Raw genomic sequence first — 19,427 nt, 5'->3', positions numbered from 1 at the left:
GCGGTGCGCCCCCGCCCCGCAGGCGCTGTGTCACGCTTGAGGCAGGAAACGGGTGAAAGGTGAACCAGGCGTGGGTGACGGGCGAGGGCGCACCGCCGGGCGCTGGCGGACCGCGGGGAGCGCCCTGGTGCGCGTCATCGTCGTCTGGGCCGTCTCGACCCTGACCCTGCTCGCCCTGGCGGGCCTGCTCCCCGACTTCCAGCTCCAGTCCGCCGACGGCGACAGTCCCACCCGCCTCGCCGTCACCGCCGCCCWGGGCGSCGGCGCCTTCGGCCTGCTCAGCGCTCTGGTGTGGCCGGTGATCGTCCGTGCGCTGCTGCTCGTCCCGGCCCTCGTCCTCGGCCTGTTGGTGTTCTTCCTCAACGGCTCCCTGCTGCTCGTCGCGCTCCGGCTGGTGCCGGACAGCAGCGCCGCCGCCGCTCCCGAGACCGCCGTCGTGGTCGCCGCCGTGATGTCGGCCGTCGCCTCCGCCACGTCCACCGCCCTCGCCGTCCGCGACGACGACGCCTACCGCCGCCGCCTGTACCGTCTCGCCGACCGCACCAGACCCCGGGGCCGGGCCGCCGAGGGAGCCCCCGAGCCCGCGCACGGCACCGTCTTCCTGCAACTCGACGGCGTCGGGCACCAGGTGCTCCGCGACGCCGTCGCCGACGGCCTGATGCCGACCGTCGCCCACTGGCTCGACACCAGCCACCGGCTCACCCCCTGGCGCACCGACTGGTCCAGCCAGACCGGCGCCAGCCAGCTCGGCATCCTGCACGGCTCGAACGAGGACGTGCCCGCCTTCCGCTGGTACGAGAAGGACACCGGCCGACTGATGGTCAGCAACCGTCCCGCGAGCGCCGTCGAGCTCCAGCGCCGGGCCGTCGCCCGGACCCGGGACGGCGGACTGCTCACGGTGGACGGCGCCTCCCGCGGCAACCTCTTCAGCGGCGGCGCCGACCAGGTCGCCCTCGTCCTGTCCACGGCCGCCCGCCGCGGCCGGCGCAACCGCTCCCGCTCCGGTTACTTCGCCTACTTCTGCGACCCCGCCAACGCGGTCCGCACGGCCGGCTCGTTCGTCGCCGAGGCGGTCCGCGAAGCCGTCCAGTCGACCGCGGCGCGTCTGCGGGGACAGACCCCACGGGTATCGCGCGGCTACTCCTACCCCTTCATCCGGGCCTTCGCCACGGTCGTGGAGCGGGACGTGGTCGTGGCGGCCGTCGTGGGCGACATACTCGCCGGCCGCACCGCCGTCTACGCCGACCTCGTCGCCTACGACGAGGTGGCCCACCACTCCGGCCCCCAGGGACACGACACCGACCAGGTCCTGGCCCGGCTCGACCGGTCCCTCGCGCTCATCGCGAAGGTCGCCGAGCACGCGCCCCGCCCGTACCACTTCGTGCTGCTCTCCGACCACGGCCAGAGCCCCGGCCCGACCTTCGAGGCCGTCTACGGACTGACCCTCAAGGACCTGGTGCGGGCCGGATGCGGGCTGCCCGTCTCGCGCCGGGTCCGGCGCACCCGCAGCGGTTCGGAGGCCCGGGACGCCGCCCGCGACGCGCTGCGCAGCGCGCTGCACCGGCCCATGGACGAGATCGGCCCGGAGACCGGGGAGCCAGGTCCTGTCCGGCCGTCCGAGCCGGTCGTGCTCGCCTCCGGCAACCTCGGCCTCGTCTCCTTCCCGGGCGTGCCGCACCGCATGACCCGCGAGGAGATCGACCGCAGCCACCCCGCGCTGCTCCGCACCCTCGCCAGCCATCCGGGCATCGGCTTCCTGCTCGTCGCGAGCGCCGAGCACGGCTCGGTCGTCCTCGGGCCGGACGGCGCCGAGATCCCGGTCGGCGCGCTCGCCGACGACGGACCGCTCGCGGTCTTCGGCCCGGGTGCGGCCGACGCGGTACGGCGCACGGACGGCTTCCCCCACGTCGCCGACATCATGGTCAACTCGATGTACGACCCGGCGACGGGCACGGTCCACGCCTTCGAGGAGCAGATCGGTTCGCACGGCGGACTCGGCGGCGAGCAGACGCGTCCCTTCCTGCTCTCGCCGACGGACCTCGCCGCGCCGCCGGAGCCCCTGGCGGGCGCCGAGCAGGTGCACCGGGTGCTGCGCGGCTGGCTGCGCGAATGCGCGGGCCCGCAGGTCCCGCTGGAGACGGTGCCCCGGCCGGAGGCGGCACGGGCACTGCTCCCGGTGGACGAGCGGACCCTCCGGGAGCCCGGCGACTGACGTCGCCCGCGCCGGCCCGCGGCCTCCCCGCCGTCACGTCCCTCCCGAGCACGGCGCCGGGAGGCCCGCCGTCACGTCCCTCCCGAGCACGGCGCCGGGAGGCCCGCCGGTGGCGCCCCGCGCGAGTACGGCTCCCACGCCCCGCCGACAACGTCCCGCGCGAGCACGGCCCCGGGTTCGGCCCGTGCCCCGCTCCGCCCGGCACCGTCGTCCCCGTCGTCGGCCCTCGCCTACCGGCCCCGGAACCCCGCACCGTGCGCGCGGCGGCGCCGCCCGGCGCACACCGCGCCCGAACTCCGCGGACCGCTCGACCAGCCGGCGGTACGGGGACGCTCGGCCGGCCGGCCGAACCGGTGCGGCCGGGGCGGGGCATTCGGGTCCCCCGCGTAGGCCGGTCGAGCGGTTCCGGCGCGGCCTCCGGCACGTCGGGGCCGTGCCGGGGCAGGAGGCATCTTCATGAGCCCCGCGCCCGCGCACCACGCCGAACCCGCCGCCCCGGCGGGCGGGCGGACGCGCGCGGATCGGCCCGCGGACCGGGCGCCCGGCATCGCGGACGGCCACCACCGCGCGCGGTTCGGGTCCGGCTTCGCGGGCCACCACCGCGCGCGGCGCGCCGTACTGGTGCTGGGGCTCGTGCTCGCCGCGCTGTTCGGCGTCTGCGGCGGGGCGGCCGGAGCGTCCGGCGGCGAACTCAGGCCCGCGGCGAGCGCCGCACCGGACCCCGGCGGCGAGGCCCACGAAGTCGCCGAGACCGAGGCGACCTCCCCCCGCCGGGCCGCCGTGCGGCCCCGCGGCGGACAGCGCTCCACACGGCGCTCCACCCCGGGTCCGGGCCTGCCGGCCCGGGGCGCCCCGGCAGCCGTACGGCTCCCGGGCGAGGACGCCGACGGCCGGTGCGTGGTGATGCGCTGCTGAGAGGCCCGTACCTCTCGCAGCCCGTTCCACCCCCCACCGCAAGGAGCTCCGTCATGCCCCTCGACCCCTTCGCCGTCCTGAGCGCCCTCGTGCGTGCCGAGGCCGCCCGCACTGCGGGCTCCGGCTCCACCCCCCGGGCCACCGGCTCCGGGACCGTGCCGGAACGCGACGAATCCGGCCGCCGGGACCGGGCCGCCGCCGCACCCGCGCCCGGCGGCGACGAGAACACCACGCGCTGATCCGGCGCGCCTCGGCCGCCGTTCGCCGACGCGCCGGGGCGGACGGGCGGTCCTGCCCGGACCGCCCGCCCCGGTCCGGCGCGCCCCCGCTCCTCCCGGACGGGCGCGGCGGACCCGTACCCGTCAGACCTGTGGGGCGAGCCCTGCCCCGGAACCGCCGCGGGCCGGCCGGCCGTGCAGGGCCACGAGGACCGTCGCCACGGTGGCCAGGACCGCGAGCGACACCAGCGCGGGGACCAGCCCGACGAGCGGACCGGCGGCCAGACAGCACACCCCGCCCACCAGCAGCGCCGTCGGACGCCGGCCCGACGTGCGCAGGACGATGGCGGCTGCGCCGAGCAGGAAGACACCGACGCCACCGGTCAGCGACCAGGCCACCACCCCGTGCAGCGGCTCCGCGAGACCGTAGTGCCCGGTGTCGGCGACCTGCGTGAGGACCTTCTTCATGCCCAGCGCGCAGAGCACGACGCCCGCCACCAACGGCAGGTGCAGGAAGGTGTAGACGTCCCGGGCGAACCGGGTGCGCTCGTCGTCCGCGAGCCCGCCCAGCCGGTGCTCGGCGGCCTCGCCGAGCTGCCGGAAGTACAGGCGCCACAGCCCGGCCGCCAGCAGCAGCCCCGCCGCCGAGGCGCCGAGCACGGCGTAGGTCAGCGGGAAGCCGGACACCCCGACGCCCATCGCCACGATGGACTCGCCGAGCGCGATGATGACGATCAGACCGTGTCGCTCCGCGAAGTGCCCCGGCGAGTTGACGCGCCAGCCGGAGGAGCCGGTGAGGTAGATGCCGCCGTAGTCGACGGCCACCGCACCCAGCCACAGCAGCAGCTGGAGCCGCCCGCTGAACGCGCAGCCGACCAGCAGCAGGACCAGCGGCGGCGCCACGGAGATCAGCGCCGTGCGCCGCAGCGTGGCGTGCAGCGCCGCGTCGCCCGGACTGGCGAGCCGGTACGAGACGAGGTGCAGGACGCGGACCGCCCCGTAGCAGAGCACGAAGAGCAGCGGTGCGGGGATCCCGCCCGGCCTGTCCGCCAGTACCTCCGGCACGGCCAGTGACACGATCAGGACGACGGCCATCACCGTGACGAGGACGGCGAACAGGGCACCGGAGTCCGCCCGGACGACGTTGCYCAGCCACGCGAAACAGCACCAGCACCACCACAGCAGCGCCAGCACCACCATCGCCCCGACCACTCGCGTCGGCGACGGCGCCGCCGCCATCAGCGCGGTGACCTGCGTGATCGCGTACACGAACACCAGGTCGAAGAAGAGCTCCGCGGGCGTCACCTTGTGATCGTCCCCGGTGGCCACCAGTCCGGCCCGTTCCCTGCCCCATGCCATCGCGTCGATCCCCCTCCGGCGCGGCCCCCCGGCCGCCCCGGCGCGAACGATACCCATGCCCGCCCGCGCCGTGAGCGCCGACGGCCACGACCCGTAAATCCCGTGAATAGCCGACCGCTTGGGAGCGACACGGCCGACCCTGCGCCCCCTTCCCCGCTACGGCCCGCGGCGGCTGTGAGCCGGAACACGCTTGAGGTTGACCTCGGGTCAGGGTCGAGGCTCGTCCGCAGCGGCCGGGATCGCCCCGGACGCACACGATGTGAAGGAGCGTCATGTCCACCATTCCTCCCGGCCGGCCCCAGGATCGCCCCGAGCTGCAGAGGGCGATCGAGGAGCTCGTCGCGTCCGGGTTCCTCGGAGTGCAGCTGCGGGTGAACGACGAGCACGGCGAGTGGGCCGGCGGCGCCGGCACGCGTGAGCTGGGCCGGAACGCCGAGCCCCTGACCGACGGGCACTTCCGCATCGGCAGCACCACCAAGAGCTTCGTCGCGACCTCGGTGCTGATGCTGGCGGCCGAGGGTCGGGTCGGCGTGGACGCGCCGGTCGACGACCACCTGCCGGAGTTCGGACTGGACCCCCGGATCACGGTACGGACGCTGCTGCAGCACACCAGCGGCCTCTTCAACCACACCGGCGAGCTCCACGAGGACGGGACGATCGTCGAAGGGATCCCCTGGCGCGGCAAGGAGTGGGTCGACCACCGGTTCCGCACCTACCGGCCCGAGGAGTTGGTACGACTGTCGCTGTCCAAGCCGGCGCGGTTCGCGCCGGGGACGGGCTGGAGCTATGCCAACACCAACTACGTGCTGGCCCGCCTGGTGATCGAGAGCGTCACCGGCCGCTCGTTCGCCGAAGAACTGCACAGGCTGATCCTGGGCCCGCTGGGGATGACCGGCACCGTGGCGCCGGGCAGCTCACCGGAGATCCCGGAACCGCACCACCACAGCTACTACCGCTACGAGGACGCCGGGCAGGAGAGGACGCTCGACGTCACCCGCCACGACCCCTCCTGGGTGGCGGCCGGCGGCGACATGATCTCGACCACGCGGGACCTGCACACGTACTTCTCCGCATTGATGGCCGGCAAGCTCCTGCCGCCCGAGCTGCTGGCCGAGATGCGCACGCCGGAGCCGACGGTCGGGTACGGCCTGGGCGTGTTCGCCCAGGACCTCGGCCCGGGCGCCGGCACCGTCTTCCACCACAACGGCGCCACCATCGGCTCCGCGGCGCTGATGTACGCCACACCCGACGGCGGCACGACCCTGACCGCCGGACTGAACTACGTGGACGACCCCGGCCTGTCCATAGCGCCGGCGTTCCAGAACGCCCAACAACGGCTCGTCGACGCGGTGTTCCGCACCGGTCAGGCCTCGCGGGCCCGCCGGACGGACTGACCGGCCGCGCCCGTACGCTTCGACGACCGACCTCTTCCCGTCACGCGTGACGCGGTACGCGCACCGGGGCCACGCCGACCCCGGCGTTGCCGTCCCTCCCCGCTCGGCCGTGCTGTGCGCAGCCGCCGAGCCCGAGCACGAGGCAGGTACCGAGCAGATGGTGAACGGAGTCACGATCGGGCAGGCGGCGGCATTCGTCGGCGTCACCGTGAAGACGGTGCGGCACTACCACCGGCACGGGCTGGTCGACGAACCGCCCCGCGACGCCTCGGGATACCGACGGTACGGATCGGCCGAACTGCTGCGGCTGGTGCAGGTCCGGACGCTGGCCGCGGCCGGGGTGCCGCTGGCCGAGATCGGACCCCTGCTCGACGCCGACACCGAGCGGTTCGCCGCCGCCCTCGACGACGTCGAGCGGCGGCTGACCGACCGGATCGCGGACCTGACCGCGCGCCGGGACACACTGCACCGGCTCGCCGAAGGCGACCGGGCCCTGCTGCCCGAACGCGCGGCCGCGGTCCTGGACCGGATGGTCGGACTCGGCTTCGGCCCCGACTACGTGGCCGGGCAACGCGAGGCCCTGGTCCTGGCCCGGGCGATGGTGCCCGACGGCTTCGACGGCTTCCTGAACCAGCTCGAACACTGCCTCGACGACCCCGGGTACGTCGACCTGACCAAGCGCGGCCAGGAGGCCGAGACCTGGGCACCGGACGACCCGAGGATCGAGGAACTCGCGACCGCCATGGCCGACCACTACCTCGCGAACCCCGCGCTGCTCGGCGACCCCACCAGCCTGCGGGCCTGGGCCAGGGCCTCCGCCCAGTACGGGCTGATCAACAACCACCGCGAGGACCAGGCACCCATGGCGGCCCGGCTGACCGCACTCACGGAGGCCGCACTCCGCGCCGCCGGGGTTCCGCTTCCGCAGCGCTGACGGAGTCAGGCGCCGGAAACGGATCCGGTCTCCGCCAGCCAGGCAGGATCCGTCACCAGGGCCTGCAACTCGTTGACGAGGCGTGCCGAGTGGAAGCCGTCCGCGGCGGCGTGATGCACCTGCAGGGCGAGCGGGAGCAGGACACGGCCGTCCCGCTCGACGTACCGGCCGAGCGTGAAGATCGGCGCGAGGTGGTCCCAGCCGTCGCGGATCTCGAGGTTGAACGCGGTGAAGGACGCCCACGGCAGACTCGACACGTCGAACGCGTTGGGCGGCAGCGTCCCCTGCGGGAAGAACTCGGTGGCCTTGCCGTGCTCCGCGAGCAGAGGGCCGGCGACGTCGTGGAACGCGCCGAAGTCGGGATCGTAGGGCGCCCACACGCACGCGAACGTCTCGCGTTCCGCGTTGAAGACCGTGAACGCCGGGTGCACGACGGGCCAGACGGCCGGGTCGCCCGAAGCGGTGAGGCACATCCTGAACTCCGCGTGACGGTTCACGACCGTCGCCAGCGCCCAGACCTGCGCGATGTACGTCTTGCGACCCGAGGTACGCAGCGCCGCGGTGAACGCGGTGACGTCGAGCTCCACCGTCATCGAGTACGTGCACGGAACGATCCGCCGGTAGTGCTCGAAGTGCTGCCGGCGCGGCCAGGTGCCCAGGTCGATGGGGGTCGGAGCGTCCATCCGAGCATCCTGCCAGTATCCGGGATCCGCCCCGGAACGGTTTTCCGGGTGCCGACCGGGTTCCCTCACCCACGTGGGCCCGAGCATAGGAGCAGAGCCTGGCGGTACGCGGGGCATATCCAGGGGAGCGGACGGCCGCGCGCTGCTACGGTCGGGCGCCATGAGCTGGCTTCCCGATGACTTCGTCCACCCCGTCCTGGTACCGCTGCCGGGCGGTGGTCATCACCTGCGGCCGATCCGGGAGGCGGACACCCCGCTCGACTACCCGGCTGTGATGGGTTCGCGCGAGCGGCTGTGGACCATTTTCGGCCCGGCCTGGGGCTGGCCCGCGGACACCATGACCTACGAGGCCGACCAGGCCGACCTCTTGCGGCACGAGAAGGAGATCGCCGCGCACCAGTCCTTCAACTACGCGCTGTTCGACGCGGCGGAGACGGTTCTGCTCGGCTGTGTCTACATCGACCCGCCGGAGAGGGCCGGCGCGGACGGCGAGATCTCCTGGTGGGTGGTGGACGAACTGGTGGGCAGCACGGTCGAGCAGGCCCTCGACGCGCTGGTGCCGCAGTGGATCGCCGCCGACTGGCCGTTCGAGCAGCCGCGCTTCCTCGGCCGTGAGATCTCCTGGTCGGACTGGCTCGCCCTGCCGCGGCATCCCGACACGTAAGTGGCCGCTACCCGTACCGATCTCGAAGACCGTCGGTGGAACAGGCGTCCGGGACGGGTCCACAGTTGAGGCATGAGCATGATTCCGGAGCCGCGGGGGGGTCCGCCCCTGGCGTGCGGCGAACGCACGGTGGAGCCGTCTCAGGGCGTCCATGAGAACCAGTTGGGCGACATGCCGTACGCCCCGGCTCGGACGGTACGAGCGCCCCGGTAACGACCGACGGTCCCCGACGCCGATAAGCCGTCTCGGCGCAGGTCAGCCAGTGGGCGGACGGTCGCGTGTCCTATCCCTGCCGTGATCGTTCCTGCCAGCATGAAGAAGATCATCGCCGTAGCCGCCCTCGCGCTCGCCGCCGGCGCCTTGGCCGCTCCCGCGCACGCCGACGACGACTCGGGCTTCGAAGGCCCCGTCTCCGCCGCCGACAACTGGAACTTCGCCGCAGGTGTCGTCTGCTTGCAGGAAGTGGCCATCGTTCCTGCTCTCGCCGGAGGCCCCGGCTACGTGGGCGACCACGACAACAACTGCTCGAACGGAAACGTGGTCGACCGCCCGTAGCCGAGGCGGCTGCTCGGTCGAGGATGCCCAGGTCGGGGCCGGGCCCCGACATGGAGCTGGAGGCTGAGAACGCCGCCGGCGTTGCCGGCACCAAGGCGGGCTCCGGGCCGCTCGACGTGCCGCTGATCACGGGTGAGGAGAAGGGGCGGCTCTGCACCCTGCGGACGTGGGGTCGGAACCGCCCCTGACCTCAATGCCCCTGGGTCGACGAACACGGTGGGAAACCTCGCGTTCCCCGAAGAACGGCTCGCCGAGAGCGACCAGCCCAAGCGCCCAGGCGTCCACCATCACACTCTCCGGAGCCGTCTACGGGGGTAAGCCCCTGGTGGCACCCGAAATCAGCTCGCCAGAACGCCTCGCGCCGTCCACGATGGCCGTCATGGACCGGTTGCAGGACAGCGCTTGGCAGTACGTGGCAGAGGTACTCACCTCCGAGGATCTCCCGATGCTCGCTGCGCACGCGCTGGTTGACGGCCACGACTCTCCTGCCCTGCGTGAGCTGGCCGGCCTACCGCGCCGGAGCGATGCGACTGAGGTGGACGAGCTGTACATCCAGGCTCTGGGCGAGCTCGGCGTGCCCCTCCCTGACGAGGAGACTGCCGGGCGACGCCTCCTCGTGAGCCTCGCGCTCGGTCTTGTGCAAGGCGAACTGAGCCCCAAGGAAGTGACCGACCGGCTATCGATAACGATCGCGGCTCGCACCCAGGAGGAGACGCGGTTCCTCTCCGTCGCGGCTGAGTACAGCGAATGGATCGGCCCGGACGATCTCCCGAGATGGGAACACGATCTACGAGCCGCAGCCAAGTTGTTGGCAGCTCTCACCGACCTCGCTCCCGGCATCCGCCCTCCCGTCCCGCGACACGACTGACCCTCTGACCTCGACGGGCTCTCGTGCCGGATCCGTGCCGGATCCGTGCCGGATCGACCGGTCAGCCACGGACACTCGGAGCCCACAGCGGGGCGAACGCCCGTGGCAACCTCGCCCACGCGGGACGCGCGCGACGACCAGCGAGGACGTGTCCAAGCGTGGTGCCAGGCTTACACAGCAGACGTCGGCGAACTTCGGCGACCGCGGTGATTCCCTGACCTGCGAAGGACAGGTCCGCCCGGCGTGGCCGCAGGAGCCCCCATTACCCCCGACGTAATCGACCCGCCTCCCCCGGCCCGGCAAGCTCGTGGGTACCGGGACTCGGGCGGCGCACTCCGGCCGAGTCCCGGGCTCGTCGTCAGTGTCAACGTCCCCGTGGAGGGTGATCCGTCATGTCCCAGGCCCTGCTCACCGGTCTTGCCCGTACCTCCCGGCCGCAGGTCGCGGTGCGGCGGTTCCTCGCCCTCGACGCCGTCGTCACCGGCGGGAACGGGCTCGCGTACGTCGCCGCCTCCGGCCCGCTCGGGGAGCTGCTCGGGATCGGGTCCCGGCTGCTGTTCGGGCTCGGGCTCTTCCTCACGGCCTTCGCCGCCGGAGTCGCCTGGCTCGCGAGCCGGCGCCGGCCGCCGGCGCTCGGGGTCAGGCTCGTCGTCGACGCCAACGTCCTGTGGGCCGTCCTGAGCGTCGTCGCCCTCGTCGCCTGGCTGGAGCCCGGCACCGCCGGTCTGGTGTGGGTCCCGATGCAGGCCACCACCGTCGCCGGCTTCGCCGCGCTCCAGTGGACGGCCCTGCGCGCCGCCTCCGCTACTCCTTGAGGGCCCGCAGATACGCGACCGTCGCCGGGTCGGCCGGGAGGAACGTCTCGATGGCCAGCTCGGCGACCGTCACGTCCATCGGGGTGTTGAACGTCGAGATCGACGAGACGAAGGACAGCACCCGCCCGTCGTGCTCGATCCGCATGGGCAGCGCGAAGTACGGACAGGGCTGCGGGTCCTCCCGGTCCGCCCCGCCTCCCGGACCCGCGGGCAGGGGATACCCGGCGACCTCCTCGTACAGCTCCCGCAGCGACTCCGAGCGGGACAGCCCGATCTGACGCTCCATCTGGGCCAGCAGGTGCCCCCGCCACTCCCGCAGGTTGAGGATCCGCGGTGCCAGCCCCTCGGGGTGCAGCGTGATCCGCATCGCGTTCATCGGCGGGGTCAGCAGGTGCTCGGGAAGCCCGGCCATCAGCATGCCGACGCCGCGGTTCGCCGCCACCACCGTGTACGTGCCGTCCACGACGAGCGCCGGATACGGGTCGTACCCCGCCAGCAGCTGCTCGATGCCCACACGCAGCGCTTCCAGGCGCGGTTCGTCCAGCGTCGACTCGGCGTACCGCGGCGCGTAACCCGCCGCGAGCAGGAGGGCGTTGCGCTCCCGCATCGGCACGTCCAGGTGCTCGGCCAGGCGCAGGATCATCTCCTCGCTCGGCCGGGACCGGCCCGTCTCGACGAAGGAGATGTGGCGGGCCGAGGAGTCGGCCCGCAGGGCCAGCTCCAGCTGGCTCAGCCGCCGCTGCTCGCGCCAGCCGCGCAGCAGCGGCCCCACTCCCGTGTCCGTGGCGACAGTCGTCATGGGGAGAACGTAGCCCAGGCGCTGCGCCGATCGGGCGTCGCCCATGTGTTGACCCGGAGGCGGGGGCCCGAGACCGTATCGTCACCGTCATCGTCCGCACGGCGCCGTGACCCCGGCGCCGTCACCGTCGACCGGGTCGTCGCCGTCGTCACGCCGTTGTCGTCGTCGGCCGTCGCCCGGATCGTCACCCGACCGGAGGGAGTCCGCGCATGCCCACGGAGCCGCTGTCGCAGAAGGAGATCGAGGACCGGCTGCGGGAACTCCCCGGCTGGTCCCTGGCCGGGGACCGCATCGAGCGCCGCTACCGGCTCGGCGACCACTTCGCCGCCACCGCGCTCGTCGTCCATGTCGCCCAGATCCAGCAGGAGTTGAACCACCACTCGGATCTGACGCTCGGTTACGACAGTGTCGCGGTCTCCGTGAACACCCACAGCGCCGGCGGCATCACCGACAAGGACTTCGAACTCGCCGCCCGCGTGGAGGGCGTCGCCCCGGGCCACGGCGCCAGCTGACGCGCCGCCCGGCCGCGCGTGCTCGGCGCGAGCGGGCCGCGCACGTACGGCGTAGGTGCGCGCACGTCCGGCCCGCGGCCGGACGTGCGCCGCGTACCCTCTGCGGGATGACGCAGACCCTGCTCGACTACGACGCCGAAGCCGGCCGCTACGACGCCACCCGCGGCGGCGTACCTCGCGCCCGGGCGGCCGCCGACGCCGTGCTGCGCCTGGTCCCGCCCGGGGCGCGCACCCTGCTGGACCTCGCGTGCGGGACCGGCCTGGTCACCGAGCGGCTGGACCGCCCCGGTCTGCGGGTGTACGGCGCCGACGCGTCCGCCGGCATGGCGCGCAAGGCGCACGAACGCGTGCCCGGCGGGGTCGTGCTCGCCGACGCGCGGCGCCTCCCCCTCCCGGACGCCTCGGTGGACGTGGTCAGCGCCGTCTGGCTGCTGCACCTCGTCCCCTTCGCCGACGCGATCGTCGCCGAGGCGGCCCGAGTCCTGCGCCCCGGCGGCGCGCTGATCGTCACCGTCGACAAGGACGCCGCCCACGACGTCGGAAGCGACGTCGACCGCGTCCTCGGTCCGTACCGCACCCACGAGCGGAGCGCGGACCGGGCCGACCGGGTGACCGCGGAAGCGGCCTCCCGCGGCCTCGACCCGGCCGGCGAGACCCGCTTCACCGGCCACGGCCAGGGCAGCACTCCCCGACGCGTGGCCGCGAACCTGCGCCGCGGTCACTACGCCTCGTGGTTCCGCGGCGACACCGCGACCGTCGGCGCGCTCTGCGCGGAGCTCGCCGGCCTGCCGGACCAGGACCGCCCCCGTGACGACCCCGAGTACCGGCTGGTCTCCTACCTCAGGCGCGGCCCGCGCGGCTGAACTGCATCACCCAGTTGGTCACCCACTCCCCGCCCTCCAGGGCGAACGCCTGCTCCCACCGGGCGGTTCGGGCCGAGATGTCCGACCAGCGGAAGCGGACCCGCACGTCCTTCCCGGCGTAGCGGTCCTCGCCGTGGAACACGCCCGTGCCGTCCTCGGCGAACCTGCCCCTGACCGGCGGGTCGAGGCGTCCCGTCCGGCTGCTGGACCAGTTCAGCGTCCATTCGCCGGTCTCCGGCTCGTACAGCCGCAGGGTCAGACCGCTGAACCCCTTCGACGGGAACACGATCTCGTCGACGTGCGCCCGGCCGTCCCGGAACAGCAGCCCCGTGGTGTGTCCCCCGAACTCCTCCCAGCCGCTGTCCGGGTCGAGGAAGTCGGTGAGGCGCCGGTTGTGGACGAGCCAGTCGCCGTCGAGGAAGGCGAACCCGTCGCCTGCGGCGCTCACGGGCGGTCTCCCGTCGTGCCGGCGGGCAGGGAGTCGCGTACGTACCCGTCGAGGTCGGGGGTGTCCGGCGTCAGCATGTGACGTACCCAGGCGTCCCGTTCGTGCAGGACCGGGGGAAGCTCCCAGACGCAGCCGATCCACGGCCGGCCGGTCGGCACGAAGTGCGTCGGGTCGGTGTCCGGGCAGTCCAGGGCCGGCTGCCCGGCCGCCGCACCGGCGAAGTGCAGGACGTTGTCCCACACCCAGCTGTACGCGTTGAGGTAGGCCCCGCTGTCACCGCCGCGGTGCAGCACCACGAAGGTGGCCGGCGGGGTGCCGTCCGGCGCGGGGAGCAGCTCGGGCAGCAGCGCGTAGGCCGCCTTCTCGATCTCGGGCTCGATGCCGGCCGGGTCGGCGGTGACGTGGTAGCGCTTGACGCGACGGCCGGACACCTCGACCGGCGGCGGAACGAAGAGCAGTTTCTCGCTGAAAGCCATGGCTGGACTGTAGGGAGACTTCACTGACACCTTGTGTCAGTGAAGTCCAGCCGACTCATCTCGCTCCTGCTGCTGCTCCAGACCCGGGGCCGGATGACCGCCGCCCAGCTCGCCGAGCAGCTCGAGGTGTCCGTACGGACCGTCTACCGCGACGTCGAGTCGCTGCACGCCGCCGGGGTGCCGCTCTACGGCGACGCCGGCCACAGCGGCGGCTACCGGCTCCTGGCCGGTCACCGCACCCGCCTCACCGACCTGTTCGCCGGGGAGGCGGAGGCCCTCTTCCTGGCCGGTGTCCCGGGCGCGGCGGACGAACTCGGCCTCGGTTCGCACTTCGTGGACGCGCAGCTCAAGCTGCGGGCCGCGCTCCCGGCACCGCTGCGAGAGCATGTCGACCGGCTGCGGACGCGGTTCCACATCGACGCGCCGAGCTGGTACGCCGAGGAGACCGGGACGCCCTTCCTGACGGAGGTCGCCGACGCGGTGCGCCGCGGTCGGGTCCTGCGGGTCCGGTACCGCCGCTGGAAGGAGCCGACGGACGTCGACCGGCGCCTGGAGCCCTACGGCCTGGTGCTCAAGGCCGGCCGCTGGTACCTGGTCGCCGGGCCCGGCCCGCGCACCTACCGCGTCGACCAGATCCTCGAACTCGTCGTGGACGACGCGGAGTCCGTCATCCCGGAGGGTTTCGACCTGGCCGCGTACTGGCGGGAGTACCAGGTGGGCTTCCGGGAGCGGCTCCACCAGGGCGAGGCGGTGGTGCGGCTCACCGTGGAGGGTGGCGGACGCCTCACGGGGCCGGCGGCCCGCGCGTGGGCCGAGACCCGCGCGCCGGAGCCGGACGGCTGGACCCGGGCCACCCTCCCGATCGAGTCCCTCGCCCACGCTCATGACACCTTCCTCGCCCTGGGCGCCGACGTGGAGGTCCTGGAGCCCGCCGAACTCCGGGCCCGTCTCGCCGCGACCGTCACGGCGCTGGCGGCCCGGTACGCCGTCCCTCCGGGACGGGCCGCGGAGACTCCGGAACCCTGACCGGGAGGGCGGGAGGTCCCGCCGGTGTCCCGCGCGCCCTGGACCCGGGGCGCTCGCCCGTGCCGGGCGCGGGGTCTCAGGCGTTCCACGCCCCCGCCGCGAAAGCGGTGAAGTCGCGCGGCTCGCGGCCCAGTACCCGCTTCACCCCGTCCGTCACGGTGGCGTTGTGGCCGTCGAGGAGCGTCGCGAAGAGGCCTGAGAGCCACTGCGCCTCGGGCTCCGGGAGCCCGAACCGCACCAGCAGGCCGGCGTACTCGGCCTCGCTCATCGGCACGTACGCCACCGGCCGGCCCGACGCCCGGGAGATCTCCGCCGCGACCTCGGCGAAGGTCAGCAGCCGCGGCCCCGTCACCTCGTGGACGAGACCCGCGTGACCGTCGCGCGTCAGGGTCTCGACGATGACGTCGGCCAGGTCGTCGGCGTCGATGAACGGCTCAGCCGTGTCACCCGCCGGGAAGGCCAGCGTCCCGGCCGCCACACCGTCGGCCATCGCGCCCTCGTTGAAGTTCTGGGCGAAGAACGAGGCCCGTACGACGGCGAGTTCGGCGCCCGAGGCGCGCAGGGCCTCCTCGGCGTGGACCGCCTCGGGCTCACCGCGCCCGGAGAGCAGCGTCAGCCGCCGCACCCCGGCGGCCACGGCCAGCCGGCCGAAGTGCTCCATCGCCGCGACCGCACCGGGAGCGGCGAGGTCCGGGTAGTAGTTCACGTACGCGGCGTCCGCGCCCTCCAGTGCGGGGGCCCAGGTGCCCGTGTCCTCCCAGTCGAAGCGGACTGTGCCGGTACGGGACCCGGCCCGTACGGTCGCCCCGCGCGCCTGGAGTCGCTCGGCCACGCGGCGTCCGGTCTTCCCGCTGGCGCTCGTGACCAGGACCGTCCGCGTGCTGTTCGTGTCGTTCGTGTGCGTCGTCATGTGTCCAGACTCGCGTCCTGCGGGCCTGCTTCCCATGCTCCGGAGGCTCACTCCCATACGCCGTCGTCCCACCCGGTCCCGGATCCCGCGCGTACGTCCGCTCGACCGGGCAGCCCTTAGGCTGCGGCCCATGGACGCACTCGCCGGACTACTCGACGGGCCTCGGGCCAAAGGCGCCTTCCTGCTTCGGATGATCATGGAGCCGCCGTGGTCCGTACGGATCGAGGACCGCGCGCCGCTCTGCCTGATGTGCGTCACCGAGGGCGAGGCCTGGATCGTGCCCGCCGAGGGGCACGCCGTGCACCTGCGCCCCGGCGACATCGCCGTCGCCCGCGGCCCGGAGCCGTACACCGTCGCCCACGAGCCGGGCGCCGCGCCGACCGCGACGATCGGGCCGGGCGGCGTCTGCACCACACTGAGCGGCGAGCCGCTCTCGGAGTCGATGCGGCTCGGTGTGCGGACCTGGGGGAACTCCCCGGACGGGGCCAACACCATGCTCGTGGGCACCTACCAGATGGACGGGGAGGTCAGCCGGCGCCTCCTCGACGCGCTGCCGCCCTTGCTGCACCTGCCCGCGGAGGTGTGGAGCTGCCCGCTGATGCCCTTCCTCGACGAGGAGATCTCCCGGGACGAACCCGGCCAGAGCGTCGTCCTGGACCGGGTTCTGGACCTGCTCCTGATCGCCGCCGTCCGGGCCTGGTTCGCCCGGCCCGGTGCCGAGCCCCCGGCCTGGTACAACGCGATGGCCGACCCCGTGGTGGGGCGGGCGCTGCGGCTCCTGCAGAACGATCCGGCCCGTCCCTGGACCGTGGCCTCGCTCGCCGGCGCGGCCGGGGTGTCGCGGGCCGCGCTGGCCCGACGGTTCACCGGGCTGGTGGGGGAGCCGCCTATGGCCTACCTCACCGGCTGGCGGCTCGCGCTCGCCGCCGACCTGCTGCGGGAGACCGACCTCACGGTCGAGTCGGTGGCCAGGCAGGTCGGCTACAGCAGCGCGTTCGCGCTCAGCGCCTCGTTCAAGCGGGTGCGAGGCGTCAGCCCGCAGGAGCACCGCACGCGGGTGTGAGCGGACGGCCGCGGACAGGACTTGCCGAAGCGGCAAGATTTCTGGCGCTTTCCGGCAGCTCGTCGGACCCTTGCCCCATGAGTCGACACGAGCACCGGCCCGAGCGGTCCGCACGCTGCCAGGAACCCGGCCACGTCCACGGCGACGGCACGGGTCACGACGGCCACCCGGAGAAGCACGGTCACGAAGGCCAGGCCCAGGGCGCCGGCCACGCCCACGGCGCGGGCCACGGGCACCACCACGACAGCGCCCACATGCCGTGGGCCGAGATGGCCACGCACCTGGAGCGCCAGGCCGAGATCCAGAGCCCCGTCTACACCGCGGCGACCGCCTGGCTCGGCGAGCTCGTGCCCGTCGCCGGGGTCCGCCGGATCCTCGACATCGGCAGCGGGCCCGGCGTCCTCACCGCGCTGCTCGCCGAGGCGTTCCCGGCCGCCGAGGTCGTCGCCGTCGACGGCACTCCGGAGCTCCTGGAACGGGCCCGCTCCCGCGCCGACGCCAAGGGGCTGGGCGGCCGGGTCTCCACTCTGCACGCCGAACTCCCCGACGCCATCGGCGAGCTGGGCGAGGCCGACCTGATCTGGGCCGGCAACTCCCTGCACCACATCGGCGACCAGAGCGCCGCCCTCGCCGGCTTCGCCGGACTGCTGCGCCCCGGCGGCCTGATGGTGCTGGTCGAGGGCGGACTGCCCGCCCGCCACCTGCCGTGGAACATCGGCATGGGCCGGCCCGGCCTGGAGGCGCGGATGGACGCGGTGAACGCGGACGCGTTCGGCGACATGCGGGCCTCGCTGCGCGACAGCAAGGACGAGGTGGACGACTGGCGCGGGCTGCTCGCCGGCGCCGGTCTCACGCCGAGCGGCACCCGCTCGTTCCTGGTCGACGCGCCGGCGCCGGTCGCGCCCGTCGTCCGGGAGCAGGTCGTCGACACCTTCGCCCGGCTGCGCGAAGGGCAGGCGGAGCGCCTCGCCGAGGACGACGTCAAGGTGCTCGACCGGCTGCTCGACCCGGCGGACCCGGAGTCCCTGCACCGGCGCGCGGACCTCTTCCACCTGGCCGCCCGCACCGTCCACACCGCGATCAAGGGCTGACGCGGGACCGGGGCCGTCCACCGTGTCCGGCGGCGCCGCGGGGCGGGCCGGGGAGCGTCGTGCCGATCTTGCCGGGCTCCCGACGCCCTCAGCCCCACCGGCACCGGCACCGGACACGGCCCCCGCCCGCCGGCGGGTCAGGCCACCGGCTCCAGCCGCCACCACTGGGCGGGGGAGTCGGTGTCCTCCCACTGCCGTACGTTCCCGCCGTCGTCCGGCGAGGCGTCCTCGACCTCCAGCAGCAGGCCGCTGACGAAGCTGACCAGCGCGACGGTGCCGGGCGACTGGAGGTCCTGCTCGATGATCCACTCCTGGGCGCCGAAGTTGTTCGCCTTCCACTGCTGGACGTTGGCGCCGTTCTCCGTCGAGGCGCCCGCGACGTCGAGCCGTTTGCCGCCCGCCACGTTCACCAGGTGGTAGAGCCCGCTGCCGTTGGGCACCGGGATGATGTGCCATTGCTGGGCCGGAGTGCCGCTCTCGGTGCCCTGCTGCACGTTGGCACCGCTGCGGGTCGATCCGCCGTACACCTCCAGGAGCAGCCCGCTGGCCACGTTCCGCACCCGGTAGACGCCCTCGGCGACGGGCGGCGGAGACGCGCTCACCGTGCGTACTCCCGGTCCGCCGCCCGGGTGGCGCCCGCCGCCGCGAGACCGGACGCGGTCAGGGTGGTGTCCGCCGTCCGGTGGAAGGCGCGTCGGTAGGCGGCCGGCGAGATCCCGACCAGGCTGCGCATGTGCTGGCGCAGCGAGTTGCCGCTGCCGAAGCCGGTCCGGTCCGCGATGTGATCGACCGTCAGGTCGCTGGTCTCCAGCAACGTCTTCGCCAGCTCGACCCGTTGCGCCGTGAGCCACTGCCCGGGCGTGGTGCCCGCCTCGTCGCGGAAGCGGCGCGTGAAGGTCCGTACGCTCATCCGGGCGTGCCCCGCCAGCTCGTTGAGGGTCAGCGGGCGGTCGAGCCGCTCCAGGGCCCAGGCGCGGGTGGGCGCGGTGGTGGTGGCCGTCGGCTCCGGGACGGGGCGTTCGATGTACTGCGCCTGGCCGCCGTCCCGCCACGGCGGGACCACGCAGCTCCGGGCCACCTTGTTGGCGGTGGCGCTGCCGTGGTCCTTGCGGACCAGGTGCAGGCAGAGGTCGACGCCCGCGGCGGCGCCCGCCGAGGTGAGGACGTCGTCGTCGTCGACGAAGAGCACGTCCTCGTCCAGCAGGACCTGCGGGAACAGGGACTGGAAGTGCGCGGCCTCCCACCAGTGCGTGGTGGCCCGGCGGCCGTCCAGGAGGCCGGCGGCGGCGAGCGCGTACGCGCCCGTGCAGATCGACACGACGCGGGTGCCCGGCCGGACCCGGCCCAGTGCCTCGGCCAGGACGGCGCCCAGCGAGCCCTCCTCGGCGAGGGTGCGCAGCTCGTGCGTCGGCGGGACGACGACGGTGTCCGCCCACGCGAGCTCCGCGGCTCCGTGCTCGGCGACGATCGTGTACCCGTCGGCGGTCCGGACGGGCCCGCCGTCCAGGGTGCAGACGCGCACCTCGTAGAGGGGGGAGCCGTCCTCGGCGACGGCGCAGCCGAAGATCCGGGACGGGATGCCCAGCTCGAAGGGGATCACGCCGTCCAGGGCGAGGACGGCG

23 protein-coding genes are annotated in these 19,427 nt (G+C 73.9%); 15 read left to right on the top strand and 8 right to left on the bottom strand.

Features of this window, described 5'->3' with window-relative positions; translation table 11 throughout:
* Positions 1-70 precede the first annotated feature (70 nt).
* From EAO71_RS05660 to EAO71_RS05650, 3 genes are all read left to right on the top strand, one after another.
* Complete coding sequence (locus tag EAO71_RS05660; RefSeq protein WP_147976645.1) at positions 71-2,212, top strand: phage holin family protein; 2,142 nt, start codon at positions 71-73, stop codon at positions 2,210-2,212.
* Between the two features lie 456 nt (positions 2,213-2,668).
* Entirely contained in the window at positions 2,669-3,127 is a 459-nt protein-coding gene (locus EAO71_RS05655) for a hypothetical protein (RefSeq protein WP_147976644.1), read from the top strand.
* Positions 3,128-3,180: 53 nt separating this feature from the next.
* Entirely contained in the window at positions 3,181-3,366 is a 186-nt protein-coding gene (locus tag EAO71_RS05650) for a hypothetical protein (RefSeq protein ID WP_147976643.1), read from the top strand.
* 123 nt (positions 3,367-3,489) lie between these two features.
* Here EAO71_RS05650 and EAO71_RS05645 read toward each other — a convergent pair whose 3' ends face one another.
* Positions 3,490-4,704 carry a low temperature requirement protein A gene (locus EAO71_RS05645; protein WP_147976642.1) on the bottom strand — a complete coding sequence of 405 codons (1,215 nt, stop codon included), beginning with the start codon at positions 4,702-4,704 and terminating at the stop codon, positions 3,490-3,492.
* 272 nt (positions 4,705-4,976) lie between these two features.
* Between EAO71_RS05645 and EAO71_RS05640 the strand changes: the two genes are divergently transcribed.
* The gene (locus EAO71_RS05640; protein WP_147976641.1) at positions 4,977-6,098 is read left to right on the top strand and encodes a serine hydrolase domain-containing protein; all 1,122 of its coding nucleotides are present in this window, start codon (positions 4,977-4,979) and stop codon (positions 6,096-6,098) included.
* 157 nt (positions 6,099-6,255) lie between these two features.
* Positions 6,256-7,032, top strand: a complete 777-nt coding sequence (locus EAO71_RS05635; RefSeq protein WP_147976673.1) for a MerR family transcriptional regulator — start codon at positions 6,256-6,258, stop codon at positions 7,030-7,032.
* Between the two features lie 5 nt (positions 7,033-7,037).
* Here the strand turns inward: EAO71_RS05635 and catA are convergent, their stop codons facing one another.
* On the bottom strand, positions 7,038-7,715 hold the full coding sequence (catA, locus tag EAO71_RS05630) for a type A chloramphenicol O-acetyltransferase (protein ID WP_147976640.1): 678 nt from the start codon (positions 7,713-7,715) through the stop codon (positions 7,038-7,040).
* Positions 7,716-7,875: 160 nt separating this feature from the next.
* On the opposite strand from catA, the gene EAO71_RS05625 reads away from it, so the two are divergent.
* The 5 genes from EAO71_RS05625 to EAO71_RS05605 all read left to right on the top strand — a co-directional run bounded on the left by EAO71_RS05625 (position 7,876) and on the right by EAO71_RS05605 (position 10,617).
* Positions 7,876-8,379, top strand: coding sequence for a GNAT family N-acetyltransferase (locus tag EAO71_RS05625; RefSeq protein ID WP_147976639.1), 504 nt, complete (start codon positions 7,876-7,878; stop codon positions 8,377-8,379).
* A 312-nt stretch (positions 8,380-8,691) separates the two neighbouring features.
* On the top strand, positions 8,692-8,934 hold the full coding sequence (locus tag EAO71_RS05620; protein ID WP_147976672.1) for a hypothetical protein: 243 nt from the start codon (positions 8,692-8,694) through the stop codon (positions 8,932-8,934).
* A 50-nt stretch (positions 8,935-8,984) separates the two neighbouring features.
* Positions 8,985-9,122 (top strand): hypothetical protein, encoded by a 138-nt coding sequence (locus EAO71_RS05615; protein ID WP_261992018.1) that lies wholly within the window; start codon positions 8,985-8,987, stop codon positions 9,120-9,122.
* Positions 9,123-9,313: 191 nt separating this feature from the next.
* Positions 9,314-9,802: a hypothetical protein gene (locus EAO71_RS05610; RefSeq protein WP_147976638.1), complete on the top strand. Its 489-nt coding sequence runs from the start codon at positions 9,314-9,316 to the stop codon at positions 9,800-9,802.
* Between the two features lie 392 nt (positions 9,803-10,194).
* The gene (locus EAO71_RS05605; RefSeq protein WP_147976637.1) at positions 10,195-10,617 is read left to right on the top strand and encodes a hypothetical protein; all 423 of its coding nucleotides are present in this window, start codon (positions 10,195-10,197) and stop codon (positions 10,615-10,617) included.
* Here the strand turns inward: EAO71_RS05605 and EAO71_RS05600 are convergent.
* Positions 10,607-11,416, bottom strand: a complete 810-nt coding sequence (locus tag EAO71_RS05600) for a helix-turn-helix domain-containing protein (protein ID WP_147976636.1) — start codon at positions 11,414-11,416, stop codon at positions 10,607-10,609. The two genes, EAO71_RS05605 and EAO71_RS05600, sit on opposite strands and share 11 nt — an antisense overlap.
* Positions 11,417-11,625: 209 nt before the next feature.
* Between EAO71_RS05600 and EAO71_RS05595 the strand changes: the two genes are divergently transcribed.
* Both EAO71_RS05595 and EAO71_RS05590 read left to right on the top strand, forming a co-directional pair.
* On the top strand, positions 11,626-11,928 hold the full coding sequence (locus tag EAO71_RS05595) for a 4a-hydroxytetrahydrobiopterin dehydratase (protein WP_147976635.1): 303 nt from the start codon (positions 11,626-11,628) through the stop codon (positions 11,926-11,928).
* Positions 11,929-12,035: 107 nt separating this feature from the next.
* Complete coding sequence (locus tag EAO71_RS05590; RefSeq protein WP_261992017.1) at positions 12,036-12,791, top strand: class I SAM-dependent methyltransferase; 756 nt, start codon at positions 12,036-12,038, stop codon at positions 12,789-12,791.
* Here the strand turns inward: EAO71_RS05590 and EAO71_RS05585 are convergent.
* Together EAO71_RS05585 and EAO71_RS05580 are read right to left on the bottom strand one after the other, a co-directional pair.
* The gene (locus EAO71_RS05585) at positions 12,769-13,239 is read right to left on the bottom strand and encodes a hypothetical protein (RefSeq protein WP_147976634.1); all 471 of its coding nucleotides are present in this window, start codon (positions 13,237-13,239) and stop codon (positions 12,769-12,771) included. The genes EAO71_RS05590 and EAO71_RS05585 overlap by 23 nt on opposite strands.
* Complete coding sequence (locus tag EAO71_RS05580) at positions 13,236-13,715, bottom strand: hypothetical protein (protein ID WP_147976633.1); 480 nt, start codon at positions 13,713-13,715, stop codon at positions 13,236-13,238. Before EAO71_RS05580 ends, EAO71_RS05585 begins: the two co-directional genes overlap by 4 nt.
* A gap of 39 nt (positions 13,716-13,754) precedes the next feature.
* Here EAO71_RS05580 and EAO71_RS05575 point away from each other — a divergent pair, with 39 nt between their 5' ends.
* A complete protein-coding gene (locus EAO71_RS05575) occupies positions 13,755-14,741 on the top strand; it encodes a helix-turn-helix transcriptional regulator (protein WP_147976632.1) in 987 nt (328 codons plus the stop codon).
* A gap of 76 nt (positions 14,742-14,817) precedes the next feature.
* Here the strand turns inward: EAO71_RS05575 and EAO71_RS05570 are convergent, their stop codons facing one another.
* Positions 14,818-15,651 carry an NmrA family NAD(P)-binding protein gene (locus EAO71_RS05570; protein ID WP_147976631.1) on the bottom strand — a complete coding sequence of 278 codons (834 nt, stop codon included), beginning with the start codon at positions 15,649-15,651 and terminating at the stop codon, positions 14,818-14,820.
* Between the two features lie 130 nt (positions 15,652-15,781).
* On the opposite strand from EAO71_RS05570, the gene EAO71_RS05565 reads away from it, so the two are divergent.
* Together EAO71_RS05565 and EAO71_RS05560 are read left to right on the top strand one after the other, a co-directional pair.
* Positions 15,782-16,714 carry an AraC family transcriptional regulator gene (locus EAO71_RS05565; RefSeq protein WP_147976630.1) on the top strand — a complete coding sequence of 311 codons (933 nt, stop codon included), beginning with the start codon at positions 15,782-15,784 and terminating at the stop codon, positions 16,712-16,714.
* A gap of 77 nt (positions 16,715-16,791) precedes the next feature.
* Entirely contained in the window at positions 16,792-17,805 is a 1,014-nt protein-coding gene (locus EAO71_RS05560; RefSeq protein WP_147976629.1) for a class I SAM-dependent methyltransferase, read from the top strand.
* A 137-nt stretch (positions 17,806-17,942) separates the two neighbouring features.
* On the opposite strand, the gene EAO71_RS05555 is transcribed toward EAO71_RS05560, so the two are convergent.
* Both EAO71_RS05555 and EAO71_RS05550 read right to left on the bottom strand, forming a co-directional pair.
* Positions 17,943-18,407: an RICIN domain-containing protein gene (locus EAO71_RS05555; RefSeq protein ID WP_147976670.1), complete on the bottom strand. Its 465-nt coding sequence runs from the start codon at positions 18,405-18,407 to the stop codon at positions 17,943-17,945.
* Positions 18,404-19,427 (bottom strand): GlxA family transcriptional regulator (locus tag EAO71_RS05550; protein WP_147976669.1); only part of this gene is annotated, 1,024 nt, incomplete at its 5' end. The genes EAO71_RS05550 and EAO71_RS05555, both read right to left, overlap by 4 nt.

The sequence above is a fragment of the Streptomyces sp. MS191 genome (genome assembly GCF_008042125.1).
Lineage (GTDB): Bacteria > Actinomycetota > Actinomycetes > Streptomycetales > Streptomycetaceae > Streptomyces.
This window is presented reverse-complemented; position numbering and strand designations above follow the sequence as displayed.

Excerpts from the sequence above, each read along its gene's own strand:
- EAO71_RS05655 (WP_147976644.1), top strand. The coding sequence starts at position 2,669 with ATGAGCCCCGCGCCCGCGCACCACGCCGAACCCGCCGCCCCGGCGGGC.
- EAO71_RS05650 (WP_147976643.1), top strand. The coding sequence starts at position 3,181 with ATGCCCCTCGACCCCTTCGCCGTCCTGAGCGCCCTCGTGCGTGCCGAG.
- EAO71_RS05640 (WP_147976641.1), top strand. The coding sequence starts at position 4,977 with ATGTCCACCATTCCTCCCGGCCGGCCCCAGGATCGCCCCGAGCTGCAG.
- EAO71_RS05635 (WP_147976673.1), top strand. The coding sequence starts at position 6,256 with ATGGTGAACGGAGTCACGATCGGGCAGGCGGCGGCATTCGTCGGCGTC.
- catA (WP_147976640.1), bottom strand. The coding sequence starts at position 7,715 with ATGGACGCTCCGACCCCCATCGACCTGGGCACCTGGCCGCGCCGGCAG.
- EAO71_RS05625 (WP_147976639.1), top strand. The coding sequence starts at position 7,876 with ATGAGCTGGCTTCCCGATGACTTCGTCCACCCCGTCCTGGTACCGCTG.
- EAO71_RS05620 (WP_147976672.1), top strand. The coding sequence starts at position 8,692 with ATGAAGAAGATCATCGCCGTAGCCGCCCTCGCGCTCGCCGCCGGCGCC.
- EAO71_RS05615 (WP_261992018.1), top strand. The coding sequence starts at position 8,985 with ATGGAGCTGGAGGCTGAGAACGCCGCCGGCGTTGCCGGCACCAAGGCG.
- EAO71_RS05610 (WP_147976638.1), top strand. The coding sequence starts at position 9,314 with ATGGACCGGTTGCAGGACAGCGCTTGGCAGTACGTGGCAGAGGTACTC.
- EAO71_RS05605 (WP_147976637.1), top strand. The coding sequence starts at position 10,195 with ATGTCCCAGGCCCTGCTCACCGGTCTTGCCCGTACCTCCCGGCCGCAG.
- EAO71_RS05600 (WP_147976636.1), bottom strand. The coding sequence starts at position 11,416 with ATGACGACTGTCGCCACGGACACGGGAGTGGGGCCGCTGCTGCGCGGC.
- EAO71_RS05595 (WP_147976635.1), top strand. The coding sequence starts at position 11,626 with ATGCCCACGGAGCCGCTGTCGCAGAAGGAGATCGAGGACCGGCTGCGG.
- EAO71_RS05590 (WP_261992017.1), top strand. The coding sequence starts at position 12,036 with ATGACGCAGACCCTGCTCGACTACGACGCCGAAGCCGGCCGCTACGAC.
- EAO71_RS05580 (WP_147976633.1), bottom strand. The coding sequence starts at position 13,715 with ATGGCTTTCAGCGAGAAACTGCTCTTCGTTCCGCCGCCGGTCGAGGTG.
- EAO71_RS05570 (WP_147976631.1), bottom strand. The coding sequence starts at position 15,651 with ATGACGACGCACACGAACGACACGAACAGCACGCGGACGGTCCTGGTC.
- EAO71_RS05565 (WP_147976630.1), top strand. The coding sequence starts at position 15,782 with ATGGACGCACTCGCCGGACTACTCGACGGGCCTCGGGCCAAAGGCGCC.
- EAO71_RS05560 (WP_147976629.1), top strand. The coding sequence starts at position 16,792 with ATGAGTCGACACGAGCACCGGCCCGAGCGGTCCGCACGCTGCCAGGAA.